Origin of the sequence: Pseudactinotalea sp. Z1739 (genome assembly GCF_049725055.1) — a bacterium.
Lineage (GTDB): Bacteria > Actinomycetota > Actinomycetes > Actinomycetales > Beutenbergiaceae > CALKWS01.
This window is the reverse complement of record NZ_JBMPQA010000005.1, coordinates 190,328-207,860: the sequence shown is the minus strand read 5'-3', so window position 1 is coordinate 207,860 and position 17,533 is coordinate 190,328. Positions and strand designations below refer to the sequence as shown.

The 17,533-nt window shown below is 71.5% G+C and carries 14 protein-coding genes; 8 read left to right on the top strand and 6 right to left on the bottom strand.

Going from position 1 to position 17,533, the window contains the following annotated elements:
* Positions 1-2: 2 nt before the first annotated feature.
* The 4 genes from ACO0LV_RS08700 to ACO0LV_RS08685 form a co-directional block, all read right to left on the bottom strand.
* Positions 3-170, bottom strand: coding sequence for a DUF3117 domain-containing protein (locus tag ACO0LV_RS08700; protein ID WP_424787496.1), 168 nt, complete (start codon positions 168-170; stop codon positions 3-5).
* Between the two features lie 246 nt (positions 171-416).
* On the bottom strand, positions 417-1,226 hold the full coding sequence (locus ACO0LV_RS08695; protein ID WP_424787495.1) for a TIGR00730 family Rossman fold protein: 810 nt from the start codon (positions 1,224-1,226) through the stop codon (positions 417-419).
* Between the two features lie 16 nt (positions 1,227-1,242).
* Positions 1,243-2,406 (bottom strand): succinyl-diaminopimelate desuccinylase, encoded by a 1,164-nt coding sequence (dapE, locus tag ACO0LV_RS08690; RefSeq protein WP_424787494.1) that lies wholly within the window; start codon positions 2,404-2,406, stop codon positions 1,243-1,245.
* A gap of 77 nt (positions 2,407-2,483) precedes the next feature.
* Positions 2,484-3,944 (bottom strand): NAD(P)H-quinone dehydrogenase, encoded by a 1,461-nt coding sequence (locus ACO0LV_RS08685; protein ID WP_424787493.1) that lies wholly within the window; start codon positions 3,942-3,944, stop codon positions 2,484-2,486.
* 74 nt (positions 3,945-4,018) lie between these two features.
* Here ACO0LV_RS08685 and ACO0LV_RS08680 point away from each other — a divergent pair, with 74 nt between their 5' ends.
* From ACO0LV_RS08680 to ACO0LV_RS08655, 6 genes are all read left to right on the top strand, one after another.
* Entirely contained in the window at positions 4,019-4,849 is an 831-nt protein-coding gene (locus ACO0LV_RS08680) for a purine-nucleoside phosphorylase (protein WP_424787492.1), read from the top strand.
* A 125-nt stretch (positions 4,850-4,974) separates the two neighbouring features.
* A complete protein-coding gene (locus tag ACO0LV_RS08675; RefSeq protein WP_424787595.1) occupies positions 4,975-6,690 on the top strand; it encodes a phospho-sugar mutase in 1,716 nt (571 codons plus the stop codon).
* A 94-nt stretch (positions 6,691-6,784) separates the two neighbouring features.
* Positions 6,785-7,570, top strand: coding sequence for a class I SAM-dependent methyltransferase (locus ACO0LV_RS08670; RefSeq protein WP_424787491.1), 786 nt, complete (start codon positions 6,785-6,787; stop codon positions 7,568-7,570).
* A 9-nt stretch (positions 7,571-7,579) separates the two neighbouring features.
* Complete coding sequence (gene deoC, locus ACO0LV_RS08665) at positions 7,580-8,596, top strand: deoxyribose-phosphate aldolase (protein ID WP_424787490.1); 1,017 nt, start codon at positions 7,580-7,582, stop codon at positions 8,594-8,596.
* 8 nt (positions 8,597-8,604) lie between these two features.
* Positions 8,605-10,053 carry an aldehyde dehydrogenase family protein gene (locus ACO0LV_RS08660; RefSeq protein WP_424787489.1) on the top strand — a complete coding sequence of 483 codons (1,449 nt, stop codon included), beginning with the start codon at positions 8,605-8,607 and terminating at the stop codon, positions 10,051-10,053.
* Positions 10,050-10,925, top strand: coding sequence for an aldehyde dehydrogenase family protein (locus tag ACO0LV_RS08655; RefSeq protein WP_424787488.1), 876 nt, complete (start codon positions 10,050-10,052; stop codon positions 10,923-10,925). The genes ACO0LV_RS08660 and ACO0LV_RS08655 overlap by 4 nt, the downstream gene beginning before the upstream one ends.
* Before the next feature lie 26 nt (positions 10,926-10,951).
* Here the strand turns inward: ACO0LV_RS08655 and ACO0LV_RS08650 are convergent, their stop codons facing one another.
* A complete protein-coding gene (locus tag ACO0LV_RS08650; RefSeq protein ID WP_424787487.1) occupies positions 10,952-14,194 on the bottom strand; it encodes a BTAD domain-containing putative transcriptional regulator in 3,243 nt (1,080 codons plus the stop codon).
* A 273-nt stretch (positions 14,195-14,467) separates the two neighbouring features.
* Positions 14,468-15,556 carry an adenosine deaminase gene (locus ACO0LV_RS08645; RefSeq protein WP_424787486.1) on the bottom strand — a complete coding sequence of 363 codons (1,089 nt, stop codon included), beginning with the start codon at positions 15,554-15,556 and terminating at the stop codon, positions 14,468-14,470.
* A gap of 127 nt (positions 15,557-15,683) precedes the next feature.
* Between ACO0LV_RS08645 and ACO0LV_RS08640 the strand changes: the two genes are divergently transcribed.
* Together ACO0LV_RS08640 and ACO0LV_RS08635 are read left to right on the top strand one after the other, a co-directional pair.
* Positions 15,684-16,049, top strand: a complete 366-nt coding sequence (locus tag ACO0LV_RS08640) for a hypothetical protein (protein WP_424787485.1) — start codon at positions 15,684-15,686, stop codon at positions 16,047-16,049.
* A complete protein-coding gene (locus tag ACO0LV_RS08635; RefSeq protein ID WP_424787484.1) occupies positions 16,049-17,518 on the top strand; it encodes a hypothetical protein in 1,470 nt (489 codons plus the stop codon). The genes ACO0LV_RS08640 and ACO0LV_RS08635 overlap by 1 nt, the downstream gene beginning before the upstream one ends.
* Positions 17,519-17,533 lie beyond the last annotated feature (15 nt).

The window sequence follows — 17,533 nt, the reverse complement described above, 5'->3', positions numbered from 1 at the left end:
GGTCAGTTCGTGACCGCGCTCAGTGCGTTCGACAGGTCCGAAGCCTCGTCCGGCTTGAGTTCCACGACCAAACGGCCGCCTCCTTCGAGCGGTACCCGCATGATGATCCCGCGACCCTCCTTGGTGACCTCGAGCGGTCCGTCACCGGTCCTGGGCTTCATGGCGGCCATGGGCGTGCTCCCTATGTGGGTTGAATGAAGTCGAACCGGAAGCGGTCTGCACCGGTCCGGTCCGGAATCGTGTGACCTCCATTCTATGCCACCGGAGGCTCTCGCGGGGTGCCCGGTGCGGATACGGATCCTGCCAGGCCCCGGACACCCGCCCGCCCGAAACCGCCCAGGCCATCACCACGACTACCGCGATGACCAGCAGGAACAGTCCCGTCATGCCGGTGACCCAGCCCATCGCGCGCTCCGCTACTCCGGCCGGCCCGCGGCCTCGGAGCCGGCCTCCCGCTGCGCCTTGGCCTCGGCGCGACGACGGTGATGGTTTGCCTCGATCACCATGTGCACCGCCTCGGCCGGGTCGTCGGTGACCTGGACCAGATCCACGTCCGCAGCGGCGATAGTGCCCTCCTTCACCAGCACCTCCCGCAACCAGTCCAGCAGCCCGGACCAGAACTCCGTGCCGATCAGCACCAACGGGAATCGCTTGACCTTGCCGGTCTGGACCAGGGTGAGTGCCTCGAACAACTCATCCAGGGTGCCGTACCCACCGGGCAGCACGATGAAGCCCTGCGCGTACTTGACGAACATGGTCTTGCGGGCGAAGAAGTAGCGGAAGTTCACGCCCAGGTCCACGTACTCGTTCATGCCTTGTTCGAAGGGGAGTTCGATGCCCAGCCCGACCGAGGTGCCCTCGGCGTTCTGAGCGCCCATGTTCGCCGCCTCCATCACCCCCGGCCCGCCTCCGGTGATCACCCCGAATCCGGCCTTGACCAGTTCCTCGGCGACCTGCACCCCGAGCTCGTAATACGGATGGTCGGCGTCGAAACGGGCAGACCCGAACACGCTGATCGCCGGGCCGAGGTTGGCCAGTGCCCCGAACCCCTCGACGAACTCGGCCTGGATCCGCATCACCCGCCAGGGGTCGGTGTGCACCCATTCGGCGTCCCGGCCGCTCCATTCCAGGAGCCGCTCATCGGTGGTCTTCTCCGGAATGTGGCGACCCCGCAGCCGGATCGGGCCCTTGAGGTAATTCCGCCGCTTCTTCGACTCGGCAGTCATTGTTCCGGCCCTCCTCTCATGTCGTTCCGGTGTAACTCAACCACGACCGCAGCGCTCGCGTGCACACTCGGATCTGCTCGGTGGGCACCGCCTCGTCATCGGCATGGGCCAACAGCGGATCGCCGGGCCCGAAATTCACCGCCGGGACGCCCAGCGCGGTGAACCGCGCCACATCGGTCCAGCCTTGTTTGGCCCGCACGCTCCCCCCGGTCTGGGCGGTCACCGCCGCCACGAACTCCGCGGCGACCGGCTGGGACAGCCCGGGCCGGGCCCCCGGGGAGGAGTCGGTGGGGTCCACCTCCAACCCGTCGAAGACCTCCCGGACGTGGGCAAGCGCCTCCGCCTGGGTGCGGGCGGGGGCGAACCTGTAGTTCACCGCGACGGTGCACTCATCGGGGATCACGTTCCCGGCTATCCCCCCGGTGATGGCCACCGCGTTCAGGCCCTCGACGTAGGTGAGCCCATCGACCTCGACGTGCTCGGGTTCATAGGAGGCCAGGCGGGTCAGCACCTGCGCGGCCTCGTGGATCGCGTTGTGCCCCATCCACGCCCTCGCGGAGTGGGCCGCGCGCCCCCTGGTCCGTACCTGCACGTGCAGCGAACCGTTGCAGCCGGCCTCGATTCCGGCGGCGGTGGGTTCGCCCAGCACGGCGAAGTCGGCGGCCAACCAGTCCGGGTGCTCGGACACCACCCTGTTCAACCCGTTGAGGTCCGCGGCCACCTCCTCGTTGTCGTAGAACACCCACGTCACATCGCGCACGGGCTCGGTCAGCGCGGCGGCCAGGTGCAGCGCCACCGCGACGCCCCCCTTCATATCCACCGTGCCCCGGCCCCGCAGCACCTCAGCGCCGCCGGACCCCCGCTCGCGCCGGGTGGGCAGGTTGGCCGCGATCGGCACGGTGTCCAGATGCCCGGCGACCACCACACGTTCGGCCCGGCCCAGCTCGGTGCGCGCCAACACGGTGTTCCCCGAGCGCAGCACGTGCAGGTGCGCGTACCGGCCCAGGGCCGCCTCGACGGCGTCGGCCAGCGGCGCCTCGGAACCGGAGACCGAGGGGATGTCGCAGAGCAACTGGGTCAGATCGACGACATCGGTGGTCACCAGGTCCGGGAGTTCCTGGGGCTGGTCCTGCCCCGCCGGTGCTGCCGGGTCGATGGGCGGGGTGGGCGACGGAGTCATTCCGCCGAGCATAATCGCCGTACCCGGAAAGGCGGCCGCACGACGTCGGGAGGCGGACCACCCGGTGTCGGGAGGGATCAGGTCTCGGTTGCGTGCAGCAACCGTGCGGCTTCGGCGATGGACCCGGACAGCGAGGGATAGACGGTGAACGCCGCCGACACCTCATCCACGGTGAGGCGGTTACTGATCGCCAGCGTGAGCGGGAAGATCAGTTCACTGGCCCGCGGAGCCACCACCACGCCGCCGAGCACCAGGCCCGAGGAACGGTGGGAGAAGACCTTGATGAAGCCCTCGGTGATGCCCAGCATCTTCGCGCGCGGGTTCCCGGCCAGGGGCAGCATGGTGATCTTGCCGTTGACCTCCCGCTCGGTGATCGCGCGCTCGGGGATCCCGACCGTAGCGATCTCCGGGGCGGTGAAGATGTTCGCCGAGACCATCTGCAGATCCAGCGGCGACACCGCATCGCCCAGGGAGTGCCACATCGCGATCCGGCCCTGCATCGCCGCCACCGAGGCCAGCGGCAGCACCCCGGTCACGTCACCGGCGGCGTAGACCCCGCGCACCGTGGTGCGGGAGACCCGGTCCACCTCGATGTGCCCGGACTCGGTGGTGGCCACCCCGGCCTGCGCCAGCCCCAGGTCCTCGCTGTTGGGCACCCCGCCCACCGCGAGCAGGCAGTGCGATCCGGTGACCACCTGGCCGTCGGTCAGTTCTACGTCCACCCCGTCGCCCGTCCGGTGCACCGCGGCGGCACGGGAGCGGGACATCACGTCCATACCACGGCGCCGGAACACCGTCTCGATCAGTTCGGCGGCATCGGCGTCCTCCCCCGGCAGCACCCGGTCGCGGCTGGAGACCAGCACCACCGGCACCCCGAGCGCGTTGTAGGCACCGGCGAACTCCGCCCCGGTGACCCCCGAGCCCACCACGATGAGCTTCTCCAGGTCGTCGGCGGCCTCGTACATCTGGGTCCAGGTCAGGATGCGCTCCCCGTCCGGCTCCGCGGTGGGAAGCACTCGCGGGCGGGCCCCGGTGGCCAGCAGGATCACATCGGCCGCGAAACGGCGTCGCCCCTGGTCGGTCTCGGCGATCACGGCACCGGGCCCGTCCAGTCGTCCGGTGCCGTCGACCAGGGTGATCCCCTCCCGTTGCAGACGGGCCCGGATATCACGGCTCTGGGCGCCGGCCAGCCGCAGCACCCGCTGGTTCACCCGGTTCAGGTCCACCTCCAGGGACCCGTCGTGGCCCCCGGTGGGTTTGATGCCCAGTTCCCGCGAACTCTCGGTCAGCGTCATCCACTCGGCGGTGGCGATCAGCGTCTTCGACGGCACCACGTCGGTGAGCACGGCCGAGCCACCCAGGCCCTGGCGCTCGATGAGGGTCACACCCGCCCCGAGCTGGGCGGCCACCAGCGCTGCCTCGTAGCCACCGGGCCCGCCCCCGATGATCACCACCCGGCTCCCCTCCCGGGTGGTGGAACGTCGGACGCCGCTGGGGGGTTCGGCCGGTGGCGGGATCTCGGAGGTCACGCGTGCCATTGTGCCTTGTCACCGGGCCCGGGCAAGTGGCGCCGGACCCCGTGCGGCCGGCACCGATCCAGTAGGTTCGTGCTGTGCACACACATGACGACGACGCCGACCCCGCCCGGACCGCGGCCGCGGCCGCCCGGGTGCTCACCGAGGCGGCGGGGGTGGACTCCTTCGACATCGCCCTGGTGCTCGGTTCGGGTTGGGGCGAGGCAGCCGACTTGATCGGACGCACCGTCGCCACCGTCCCGGCAGCCGACGTGCCCGGATTCGCTCCCTCCGGCGTGCCGGGGCACCGCGGGACGCTGCAGGCGGTGGCCATGGATACCGGGACCGGCACCAGGCACGCACTGGTGCTGGGGGCCCGCACGCACTTCTACGAGGGCAGGGGGGTGCGGGCAGTGGCCCACCCGGTGCGCACCGCCGCCGCCGCCGGGGCGTCCACCGTGGTGCTGACCAACGGGTGTGGCGGGCTGCACCGGGAGTGGGCTCCCGGCACGGCGGTGCTGATCAGCGACCACCTGAACCTGACCGCTGCCTCTCCCCTGGAGGGCGCCACGTTCGTGGACCTGACCGATCTGTACTCACCAAGGTTGCGTGCGATCGCCCATTCGGTGGACCCGGAGCTGCCCGAGGGGGTCTACGCCCAGTTCCGCGGCCCGCACTACGAGACGCCCGCCGAGGTGCAGATGGCCAAACGGATGGGCGCTGATCTGGTGGGCATGTCCACCGCCTTGGAGGCGATCGCGGCCCGGGAGGCCGGTATGGACGTGCTCGGCCTGTCCCTGGTGACGAACCTGGCCGCCGGGATCTCACCCGAGCCGCTCTCGCACGCCGAGGTGATCGAGGCCGGCCGGGAGGCCGGCCCCCGGATCAGCGCACTGCTCAGTGCGATCGTGCGTACCATCCTGTCGTGACCGCCGACGACGCCGCCCACCCCGGACCCGCGGGCGCGCCCAGCACCGGGGTGCCCGCTGCGGCGACCGCCGGCGAGGAGGAGCAGGTCGGCGCAGTCGGCGGGGCCGAGCAGGTCAGCGAGGACCTGCTCGCGCGTGTCCGGGAATGGATCGCCGATGATCCCGACCCGGGCGACGCCAGGGAACTGCGCGAACTCCTGACCCAGGTGACCGGCGCCGACCGGTCCGGTGCGCTGCGGGCGCTGCAGACGTTGCGCGAAGCCTTCGCGGGCTCGCTGCAGTTCGGCACGGCCGGGTTGCGGGGGGAACTGGGCGCGGGCCCGAACCGGATGAACCGGGCGGTGGTGATCCGAGCCGCGGCCGGGGTGATGACGTATCTGAACGAGCGCGTGCCCCACCTGCCCAAGGTGGTGGTCGGTTACGACGCCAGGCACCGTTCCGAGATCTTCGCTTCCGAGACCGCCGCCGTCGTCGCCGGTGCGGGCGGGCACGCCCTGGTTCTACCCGGACCGGTGCCCACCCCGTTGCTGGCCTTCGCGGTCCGCCACCTGGGTGCCGACGCCGGCGTGATGGTGACCGCCTCGCACAACCCACCCCGGGACAACGGGTACAAGGTCTACCTGGGCGGACGGCTCACCGATGACTCCGGCACCGGGGTACAGATCGTTCCCCCCGCCGACGCCCGGATCGCAGCCCACATCGCTGCCGTGGAGTCGGTGGCGCAGGTGCCGCGGCACCGCGACCCGGCCGCGCCCGCCCGGGGGTCGATCGAACACCTGGGCCCCGAGGTGGGCCAGGCCTACGTCGAACGGGCGCTGACCACCGTGCCGCCGGGCCCGCGGGACCTCAGGATCGTGCTCACTCCCTTGCACGGCGTCGGGGCGCCCCTGGCACTGGAGGTACTCGAGCGGGCCGGTTTCACCGACGTCACGGTCGTCGCCCGGCAGGGCCAGCCGGACCCGGACTTCCCCACGGTGGACTTCCCCAACCCGGAGGAGCCCGGCGCACTGGACCTGGCGATCGAGACCGCCGAGGACGTGGGTGCCGACCTGATCATCGCCAACGACCCCGACGCGGACCGCTGCTCCGTCGCGGTGCCGGGCGTCGGCGCGGAGGGCGGCTGGCGCCAGTTGAGCGGCGACGAGGCCGGCGTCCTGCTCGGGGAGCAGGCCGCCGCCACCGCCACAGCCGGGCCGGGTGCGGACACCGCGGTGTTGGCCTCCTCGGTGGTCTCCTCCCGGTTGCTGGCCGCGATCGCCCACTCCCACGGCCTGCCGTACCGGGCCACCCTGACCGGGTTCAAGTGGATCTCCCGGGTGCCGGACCTGGTGTTCGGGTACGAGGAGGCGATCGGGTACTGCGTGGACCCCCAGGGGGTGCGGGACAAGGACGGCATCACCGCGGCGCTGCACCTGGCGGCCCTGGCCGCACGCGCCAAGGACGCCGGTGCCACGCTCATGGACTCACTCGATGAGCTGGCCCGGCGCCACGGTCTGCACGCCACCGCGCCGCTGTCGGTGCGGGTGGCGGACCTGGCCCTGATCAGCGCGATATTGGCGAGCCTGCGCGCCGAGCCCCCGACCCATCTGGGTGGTTCCGCGGTGGTGCAGGTCCGTGATCTGAACGCCGGCGGGGACCTCCCGCCCACCGACGCGCTGATGTACCTCACTGAGGCCGGCGATCGCGTGATCGTGCGTCCCAGCGGAACCGAGCCGAAGCTCAAGTGCTACCTGGAGGTCGTCCTGCCGGTGGACGACCAGGACATCAACCGGGTGCGACACCGGGCCGCCGATCGGCTCGCGGCACTGTCCGCCGACATCGGTTCCCGGCTCCGCGCCTGAACGGCCCGGTGACCGCAGCGGCGCGGCACCGGCGCAGCTCAGAACTGGCGTACACCGTGGCCGGATGTGTCCCGGTCCCGCTAGCGTTCCGGTGATGACCGATCACACTGACGCGGGCGGCCACGAGACGCGGCGGGCCTGGGACCTGGCCTCGCGCAAGTACACCCGCGCCTACACCGAGTTCCTCGACCTGGCACGGACCACCGAGTTGGCCGCGGCCGAGGTCGAGATCCTGGCGCCGATCCTGGGCAGACCCGACCAGCTGGTGGTGCACCCACAGAGCGGGCACGGGGTGGACGACGCCGCCCTGGTGCGCCTGGGTGCGAGCAGGGTGATCGGAGTGGACTACACCCACCGGGTGGCGGTCTCGGCGCACCGGCGCGCCGCCGAGCTGGGCCTGCCGTGCCACTACGTCACCGGCAGCGTCCCGGATGTACCACTGCTGAGCGGGTGCGCGGACCTGGTCTACACCGGCAAGGGCGCACTGATCTGGTTGGCCGACATCCATGGCTGGGCCCGGGAGATGGCCCGGCTGCTGCGCCCCGGTGGGCACCTCTTCGTCTTCGAGGCCCACCCGTTGGTGCCGTTGTGGGCCTGGGACACCGACGAGGCCAGGGCCCGGCCGGATCGGTCCTACTTCGCCGGCAGTCACGTCAACGACACCTTCCCCGCACGGGGTGCCGTGGAGCACCAGCACCGGCTCTCGGAGGTGGTGATGGCGGTGTTGGGCGCCGGTTTCACCCTCGCCCACCTGGCCGAGCACCCCGAACCGTTCTGGCAGCCGGAGGGGACCGAGGCCGCGGCGTGGGACGGCCGGCTACCGAACTCCTACAGCCTGCTGGCCCAGCGCCCGCCCGCAGAAGCGCCGGCGGGGACCTAGGATGGGCGCATGACCTCAACGGCGACGACGGCGACCTCCTCCTCGGCCCGCAGCGCCGGGGAGGTGGCCACCCAGGCGCGCGTGATCACCGGAGCGGAGTCGGTGACCAACACGGCGCTGCGCCGCTACCTGCACGGCCTGCCGGGTGTGGACCAGGTGGGGGCCGATTCCCGGGCGGCGATGCTGGGTACCCGCTCCATCAAGACCACCGCGAAGGCCTGGGCGATCGACACGGTCATCTCCATGATCGACCTGACCACCCTGGAAGGCGCCGACACCCCCGGCAAGATCCGCTCTCTGGTCGCCAAGGCCAAACTGCCCGACCCCGACGATCCCACCTGCCCCCGCCCGGCCGCGGTGTGCGTCTACTCCGACCTGGTGCCCCTGGCGTTGGAGGCGATCGGGGACGCCGGGATCAATGTGGCCTCGGTAGCCACCGCGTTCCCCGCCGGCCGGGCCAGTCGGGCGATCCGCCTGGCCGACACCCGCGAGGCGGTCGGCGCGGGTGCGCAGGAGGTGGACATGGTGATCGACCGCGGCGCCTTCCTGTCCGGGGACTACCTGAAGGTGTACCAGGACATCGTCGCGGTGCGCCAGGAATGCCAGAACACCGAGGTCCCGGCGCACCTGAAGGTCATCCTGGAGACCGGGGAACTGGCGACCTACGACAACGTCCGGCGTGCCTCCTGGCTGGCCATGCTCGCCGGCGCCGACTTCATCAAGACCTCCACCGGGAAGGTGTCCCCGGCCGCCACGCTGCCGGTCACCGTGGTGATGCTGGAGGCGGTCCGGGACTTCCACGCCGCCACCGGCACACGCGTCGGCGTCAAACCCGCCGGCGGGATCCGTACCTCCAAGGATGCGATCAGGTACCTGGTGGCCGTGAACGAGGTGGCCGGGAACGACTGGCTCACCCCCGACCTGTTCCGCTTCGGCGCCTCCAGCCTCCTCAACGACATGTTGTTGCAGCGCAAGAAACTCGCCACCGGCGCCTACTCCGGCCCCGACTACGTGACGATCGACTGAAGGACCCCATGACTGCCTTCGACTACGCCCCCGCCCCCGAGTCAGCCTCGGTGGTGGACATCGCCTCCTCCTACGGGTTGTTCATCAACGGGGAGTTCACCGACGCCACGTCCGGGGAGTCCCTGAAGACCATCAACCCCGCCACCGAGGAGAATCTGGCCGAGGTGGCCGTGGCGGGTACCGAGGACGTCGAACGCGCCGTGCGGGCCGCCCGCACCGCCTACGAGCGCACCTGGGGTCCGATGCCGGGGCCGGAACGAGCCAAGTACCTGTTCCGGATCGCCCGGCTGCTGGCCGAGCGGTCCCGCGAGTTCGCGGTGCTGGAGGTCCTGGACAACGGCAAGCCGATCCGGGAGGCACGGGACATGGACATCCCGATGGCCTCGGCGTACTTCTTCTACTACGCCGGCTGGGCGGACAAGCTCGACTACGCCGGGCGCGGGGCGAACCCCCGCCCGCACGGGGTGGCCGGGCAGGTGATCCCCTGGAACTTCCCGCTGCTGATGCTGGCCTGGAAGATCGCTCCGGCCCTGGCCGCAGGCAACACGGTGGTGCTCAAACCGGCCGAGACCACCCCGTTGACGGCGCTGCTGTTCGCCGATCTGCTGCAACAGGCCGACCTGCCCCCCGGCGTCGTGAACATCATCACCGGCGCCGGTCGCACCGGGGCCGACCTGATCGCCCACCCGGACGTGGACAAGGTCGCCTTCACCGGGTCGACCAAGGTGGGCAAGCAGATCGCCCGGCAGGTGGCCGGCACCCATAAGCAAGCCACCCTGGAACTGGGCGGCAAGGCCGCGAACATCATCTTCGACGACGCCCCGGTGGACCAGGCGGTGGAGGGAATCGTCAACGGCATCTACTTCAACGCCGGGCAGGTGTGCTGCGCCGGATCGCGGCTGCTGGTCGCCGAGTCGGTGGCCGATGAGGTGATCGACCGGCTCAAGGCGCGACTGGGCACATTGCGGGTGGGCGACCCGATGGACAAGAACACCGACGTCGGCGCGGTCAATTCCGCCACCCAGCTGAGCCGGATCACCGAACTGGCCAACGCCGGTGACGCCGAGGGGGCCGTGCGCTGGAGCGCGCCGGGCGACCTGCCCGAGAAGGGGTACTGGTTCCCGCCGACGGTGTTCACCGAGGTGTCCACCGCCCACCGGATCGCTCGCGAGGAGATCTTCGGGCCGGTGCTGTCGGTGCTGACCTTCCGCACCCCGGACGAGGCGATCGCCAAGGCCAATAACACCCCCTATGGCCTGTCCGCCGGGGTGTGGACGGAGAAGGGGTCGCGGATCCTGGCGATGGCCGACGCGATCCGCTCCGGGGTGGTCTGGGCCAACACGTTCAACAAGTTCGACCCCGCCAGTCCCTTCGGTGGGTACAAGGAGTCCGGGTACGGCCGTGAGGGCGGGCGTCACGGTCTGCTCCCCTACCTGATCGAGGGAGGCACCCAGTGAGCCGGGTGGATGTGCGCAAGACCTACAAACTGTTCATCGGCGGGAAGTTCCCGCGGTCGGAGTCCGGGCGCACCTACTCGGCCAGCAGCCGCCGCGGGAAGTTCAAGGCGAACGTGGCACAGGCCTCCCGCAAGGATGCCCGCGATGCCGTCCGGGCCGCTCGGGCCGCGCAACCCGGTTGGGCCGCGGCGAGCGCGTACAACCGCGGGCAGGTGCTCTACCGGGTGGCCGAGCTGCTGGAGGAGCGCCGGGATCAGTTCGTCGCCCAGGTGCGCTCCGGTGAGGGCGTGGCGACCAAACGGGCCGAGGACCTGGTCTCCGCGGCGATCGACCGGTGGGTCTGGTACGCCGGCTGGTCGGACAAGATCGCCCAGGTGGGTGGCAACGCCAACCCGGTGGCCGGCCCCTTCTTCAACATCTCCACCCCGGAACCCACCGGGGTGGTGGCCGTGATCGCCCCGCAGCGCTCCTCGTTGCTCGGGCTGGTCTCGGTGCTGGCGCCGGTGATCGTCACCGGTAACACCGCCGTCGTGCTCTCCTCCGCCGAGCGGCCGCTGCCCGCGGTGACCCTGGCGGAGGTGCTGGCCACCTCCGACGTCCCCGGCGGGGTGGTCAACATCCTCACCGGCCACACCGCCGAGGTGGCCCCGCATCTGGCTACGCACGCCGACGTGAACGCCATCGACGTGGCCGGGGCGCTGGGTGCCGAGGGCATCACCTGGGGCGAGTTGGAGGCCGACGCCGCCGAGACCCTCAAGCGGGTGCGGCGCCCGATCACCGACGAGGAGCCGGACTTCGCCGTCGAGCAGTCCCTGTCCCAGATCATGGTCTTCACCGAGATCAAGACCGTCTGGCACCCCAAGGGTGCCTGAGCGACGCCGGCGACGGCGCCCGGCCCTCAGTGGCCGACGACGTCGCTGAAGGGCACTGCGGGCAGATCGAGTTCGCCCATCCGCCGGGCGTACAGGCGGTGCCTGCGCCGGGCCTCCCCGTGCTGACCGCTGTCCATCAGGACCGTGCACACCGCCAGGTGCGCGGTTTCGTCGTAGGGATCCCGGTCCAGCACTCGCAACAGCAGCCGCAGCGCCTGGTCCGGATCGGAACGCCTGCACAGATCCGCCAGGGTCCGGGCCACGGAGAGGTAGACCGCGCGCACCTCCTCGCGGCGATCGATCAGCCACGGGCTGTCCTGGTCGTGCTCGAGCAGGTCCCCGCCATAGTGCGCCTCGGCGGCGGTGAGCAGTTCCACCGCCCGCGTCCGGTCCCCGCTGCGGGCCGCCGCCAGGCCCTGCGTGGCCAGGAACTCGAACTGGGCCACGTCGATGTCGACCTGCTCGGGATCGATCCGCACCGTACCCGCATCGGCGATCAGGACCGGCGCGTCGTCGCGTCGCTGCTCTCCCGGGGCCAGCACGGTTCGCACCACGCTCAACGCCACCGAGAGCCGGTTCGCGACCGTCTCATAGGCCTGGTCGGGCCAGAGCGCATCGGCCAGTTCCTCCCGGGTGGCGCCCCGGTTGGCGCGCAGCGCCAACAGTTTCAGCAGGTCCCGGGCCTTGCGTGAACCCCATGCGGACATCGGCACCGGCTGCCCGGCTACCTCGATGGTGAACTGCCCGAGCAACCTGATCACGCAACCATCGGTGTCGGAGGCTCCCTGGACGGCCATCGCCGGGAATGGCCCGTGCCGCACGGCACACCCCCAGGCGGCGAGTTGGCGTTCCAGTTCCGCGGCGCGCGCACGCCAGCCGGGCACGGCTCGGCGGCGGGCAATGCCCAGTTCGATGCGGGTCGCCCAGGTGCGCGCATTCAGTTCGTTCCACAGCGCCAACGCGCCCTGCAGGCCCTCGGCGGGGTCCGGGTCGAGCAGGGCGGCCAGGGTCGCCGCCTCAGCCAGGACCGAGCGCTCATCGCGAGCGGTGGCGGTCGCCTCGGCCTCGGTGGCGCATTCACGTGCCACCTCCAGATCACCGGCAGCCAGGGCGACCCAGCCGCGAGCCAGCAGGACCGGCCCCAGGTACATCCCGTCATCGAGGTTCGCGGCCCGGCGGGCCGCCGCCGCGGCCGCCTCCGGGTCACTTCCGGCGATGCACTTGGCGAGCCCCACCAGGATCGCCACTTGGCCCTGCTGATCGTTGGAGGCCTGCGCCAGGCGCACTGCGCGCTCGTAGGAGCCGCGCGCCAGGGTCAACTCGCCCTGCTCGGCGCGGATCTGGGCGAGCAGTTGCAGGGCGTAGGACTCGTACGGGGAGCCGGCCGCGGCGAACCGGTCCCGGGCGATCTCGGCATCGACGATCGCCTCGTCCAACGTTCCCACGTGCAACTGGATCTCGGCGCGGTTGCACCGGGCGATTCCGGCGACGTACACCGAGGACTGCCCCTCGGCCAGGTCGATCGCCGCCTCGGTATCGGCCAGTGCCGCCGGGTACACGCCTCGTTCCATGTGCAGCGAGCCGCGGTTGGTCAGGATGCGGGCCTCCTGTAACGCGTCCCCGGCCCTTCGGGCGGCAGCCAGCCCCAGGTCGTAGTGCGCCCGGTTCCCCGCGCTGTCGCCGTCGCTGGCCGCGATCAGGGCGCGAGCCGTGTGGGCCAACGCCAACGACCGGTCATCACCGGTGGCGCGTGCCGCGGCGGAGGAGCGTGCGGCGAGTTCGCGGGCCCGGTCCAACTCCCCCCGGCCCCAGCGGCAGGTGGCGGACCACCCCGCAATCTCGGCTTCGACCCGGGGGTCGATGGCCTTCTCGATGTATCGGTCGTACCATTCCAGGGCATCGGCCGACTGACCGCGCTGGTGCTGGATCAGTCCCCCGACCAGGCCGAACACAGCGGGGTCACCCGGGCCTGCGTCGCCGGCCTCCTCATGCAGATTCATCGCGGCCGGCCAGTCCCCCCGGTAGGCCAGCGCGCGCGCCCCGACCAGCAGGATGTCGGCGCTGCGCAGGGCCGGCGGCACCAGGTCCACCGCGGCACACAGCAGGTCCAGATGACCGGCGAAGTACAACTCCTGGCCATGCTCGCGAAGGAGTTCTGCGATGGCCCCGCCGCGCCGGGCGGTGACCAGGACACCCAGCCCACGGACCACGTCGCCGGCCTCGACCAGACCGGTGGTCACCCGCTCGACCAGGTGGTGGTCGGAGTCGGCCATCAACCGGTAGGCGGTGACGCTGCGTGCGATCAGCGGGGACAGGGTCACCTCCGGAGCCGGTTCGCTGTACCGCAGCCGGGCCAGCCCACGACGCACCAGGGGCGTCAGTGCCTCCGTGGAGGCCTTGCCCGCACTCAGGCCGACGGCACGGCCGTACCCGGCCGCGTCGATCGGGCCGGTCAGGGCAAGGGCGGAGAGGGTGGACAGGGTCGGTTCGGGATAGGCCGGGAGCACCACGTTGACCACGTAGTTGCCCGCCGTACCCCCGGCGCCGAGGAGGTCGGACAACCGCGCCGAGCGCTCCCGGGGTGGCACCGACTCGAGGCCGTCCAGCACGATCCGGACCATCGCCGGCCAGCCCCCGGTCCCCTCGGCGATCCGCGCGGCCAGGGCGCGGTCCGGCTCCGGATCGGCATCCAACAGGTACGCCACCGCGTCGGCGTCCAGGGCCAGGTGGGCCGCGCTCAGTTCCAGCACGGTCCCGGCGCCACGGTCGCGGTCATCGACCAGGTCCAGGTCACACCGGGACAGCACGCAGATCTGGGGACGGGTGGGTCCGGAACGCACCAGGCGGCGCAGCAGGTCGTGCCCGGGGGTGCCGATCAGCACGTGGGCGTGATCGAGCACGATCGGTCCGGAGACCTCCGGTGCCCAGGACCGGGCCACCCAGTGCGCCAGGACGCCGACGTCGGTGGTGTCCGGGGGGTGCCCGCCATCGGCGCCGGATGACTCGCCGTCCTCATCTCGGTGGGCGAGCCGGGCCAGTTCGCGTGCCAGGCGGGTTGCGTCGCCGTGCTGTGCCCCAAGGGTCAGCCAGCGGGTCCCCGGCGCGCTGGCCCACCGCCCCACGACGGTGGTCTTGCCCCATCCGGGCGCCGCGGTCACCGTGATCAGGGGCCGGCTGGGGCCGCGCAGGCGCAACAACTGCTCCGCCGGCACCCGGGCGACGAGACCCTGAAGCGCGGGCGGACGATGAGCGCCCCGGGTGGGTGCCATCTCAACCCCCGACGGTTGGTTCAGCACATGTGTGGGTGAGCCTATCGGACCCGGCTGCCGGATCAGGGGTTTCGGGGCACAATCTCCACCGGCCTCGCAGGTGGCGCGGCGACCGATCCGGGCGGGGTCGCTGCCTCAGGTCCGGACGCGGGACCGATACGTGTCAGCCTCGTCGCCAGAGTCAGAGTCGGGACAGCGCCCTTCCCGAGCGAGGGTCAGGGCCCGGGCCGGCTCGGCCTTGCGGTCGGGCCAGGCAGCGAACTGCGCCGTCGGTCACACGGCGTCCCGGGCCGCCGCGAATCCGGGCAGGATCTGTTCGGCGACGATCTGCTGCATCACGTCGTGGTGGGCGAACCCGTTCCACGCCGCCGTCAGCGTCGCCGCCTCCAGGTCGGCCAGGTCCCAGCCGGCCTCGGTCACCAGCAGCGTCATCTCCTGGCTCATCGAGGTGCCTGAGACCAGCCGGTTGTCGGTGTTGATGGTCACCGCGAAGCCCAGGTCGCGAAGCGCGGTGATGGGGTGGGCGGCCACCGTCGGGGCGATCCCGGTGTGCAGGTTCGATACCGGGCAGGCCTCCAGCGGGATCTGACGGTCCCGCACCCAGTGGGCCACCCGGCCGAGGCGGGCACGCTCGGGGTCGTCGGCGTCGGCGATGTCCTCGATGACACGCACCCCGTGTCCCAACCTCAGGGTGTGGCACTGCTGGAGTGCCTGCCAGATGCTCTCCACCCCGTCGGCCTCTCCGGCGTGGATGGTGAAGGGGAAGTTGGCCTCCCGCAACGTCTGGAAGGCCCGGGCCTGGCGGGTCGGGGGGAAGCCCAGTTCGGGTCCGGCGATGTCGAACCCGAACGCGCCCCGGTCACGGTTGGCCAGGGCGAGTTCGGCGATCTCATCGGCCCGGTCCTCCTGGCGCATCGCGGTGATCAGGGTTCCCACGTGGATCCGGTGACCCGCGCGCGCGGCCTCTTCCACGCCGTCGTCCAATCCGAACTGGACCGCATCGACCACCTCCTGCAGGCTCAGGCCCTGATGCTGGTGCTGCTCGGGTGCGTACCGCTGTTCGGCGTAGACCACACCGTCGGCCGCCAGGTCCAGCACCGCCTCCTTGGCCACCCGGTGCAGCCCTTCGGGGGTCTGCATCACCGCGGTGGTGTGAGCAAAAGTCTCCAGGTAGCGCTCCAGGGACCCTGAGTTGGCCGAGGCGACGAACCACTGGGCCAGGTCCTGAGCGTTCCGGGCGGGCAGATCGTGACCGATGGCTGCGGCCAGGTCCAGCAGCGTCTGCGGGCGCAGCCCGCCATCGAGGTGGTCGTGCAGGACGACCTTGGGAAGGGCGGCTATCTGTTCCGGGCGCAGCGTCATGACACAGCAGCGTAACGGTCAACGTGACCAGGGCCATCGGGGCGGGACGATGGGGAGTTCTCTCCATGGGCGCCCGCGCGATCCTCCGTTAGCCTGGATTCGGAGTAATCGAAGGGACAGAAGCGCCGTGGCACTATTGATCGATTCGCACACCGTGTATCACGTCGCGGGTCTGGCTCAACAGGCCAACGACGATCTTCAGGACGAGATCAAGACCGCGAGTGAACTGGCCAACACCCAGAACGCTTCGCGCTGGACCATCAACACCGAGGCGATGAACTTCGCGGCCAGTTACCGCGACCGGTTGCTGGCGATCCAGGAGAAGATGGACACGCTGGCGGCGAAGGTCGATCAATTCACCTCCGGTCTGAGCGAGAGCGAGAAGGCCCTGCTGGGTGTGGACGACGACGTCGAGACCGTGATGGCTCACGCCGGGCGGGACACCGAGCAGATCCACGTCCCCGAGGCCGGCACACCGACCGGGGAGGCCTGATGGGCGCCAACGCCGACGCACTGAAGCGCTACCTGGACGTCAACGACACCAACCGGGACGGCACCTCGACCGACCGGTCGAACCTGTATGGCGGGGCCGGGAGCCTGAGCGCACTGGCCGAGGCCCTGCGCAACGCCGCCGGTGATCCCGGCATGGAAGGGGCGGCCGGTCAGGCGGCCCGGGAGTTGGCCACGGAGATCGCCTCCGGCGCAGCCGAACTCGCCGGTGAACTCGATGAGGTCGTGACCATCCTCTCCGACGCGCGGGAGGCGGTCCGGGAGGGCTCGGTGTCCTACACGATGCTGCCCAGCGAGGACCTGGATGCGTTCCAGGAGGAACAGGCGTCCCTGGTAGGCCACCCTGCCCGCGGCAACGTGGAGTTCGAGGACGCCGCCGACATGCGCGCGCACTTCCGGGAGCAGAACGCCAGGGAGCGCGAGGCGGAGGCCAGCAGGGAGATGAACCGGCTGGACGCCATGCTGCGCGACGCCACTGCGCGGATGAGCGGCAACACGGCCGGACCGACGACGCCCGGCCCGAGCGGGACCAGCGGCGCTGGCGGCACCGGAGCCGCTGCCACCCCCGGATTCTCGATGTCCGGTGGCGGGGGCGGCACCGGACCCGGTGGTTCCGGAGGCGGCGCTCCGGTGGGAACCGGTCCCGGACCCGGCGGCGGCGGTCCATCCGTGGGCACCGGGCCCGGGATCGGCGGCGGCGGTCCATCCGTGGGCACCGGCTCCGGGATCGGCGGCGGCGGGCCGGTCCAGGACCTACCGGCCGGGCCCGGCGGTACCGGGGCCGGCACAGGTCGTGAGCACTGGAACCCCGAGGCCGGCACCGGCCCGATGACCGACACCTCCGTGGATGGTCCCGGCGGAGGCACACTCGTCGGCGGCGCCGGTGCCGGGATCGGTCCCGGTGCGGGCGGCCCCGGTGTGGGCGGCCCCGGCGTGGGCGGTCCCGGAGCCGCGGTGGGCGGCGCGGTGATCGGTGCCGGCGGAGCCGGTCCGAGACTCGGCGGACCCCGTGCGGGGATGACCGGCGGGCGCGGCGGCATGATCGGGGTGGCCCCACCGGCCCACGGTGCCGCAGCACGGGGTGGTGTGGGCCCCGGTGCACGCGGAGGCGTCGGCGGCATGGTGCCCGGTTCGACCGCCCGGGGTGGTCCGGGAGCAGCCGGCCGAGGCGGTGCCGGTGGACCCGGACGCGGCGGTGCCGCGGTCGCCCCTGGCAGTTCCCGCGCGGGCGGCGCGGGTGCCGGCGGCGCCGGCCGGGGCGGCGTCGGAGGTGCGTTCGCCGGAAACGGCCAGGGCAGCAAGCGCAAACGGCGTAACCACGGCCTGGAACTGGCGGTCGATGATCTCGAGCCCGACGAGATTGCGCCGGGTCCCGGTGGCGGCGCCGGAGCCGGAACCCGAGGAGCCGTACCGCAGGTCGATACCGAGGAGTGGAACCTGGACGGCCACTGAGCCCACCGGAGGTTC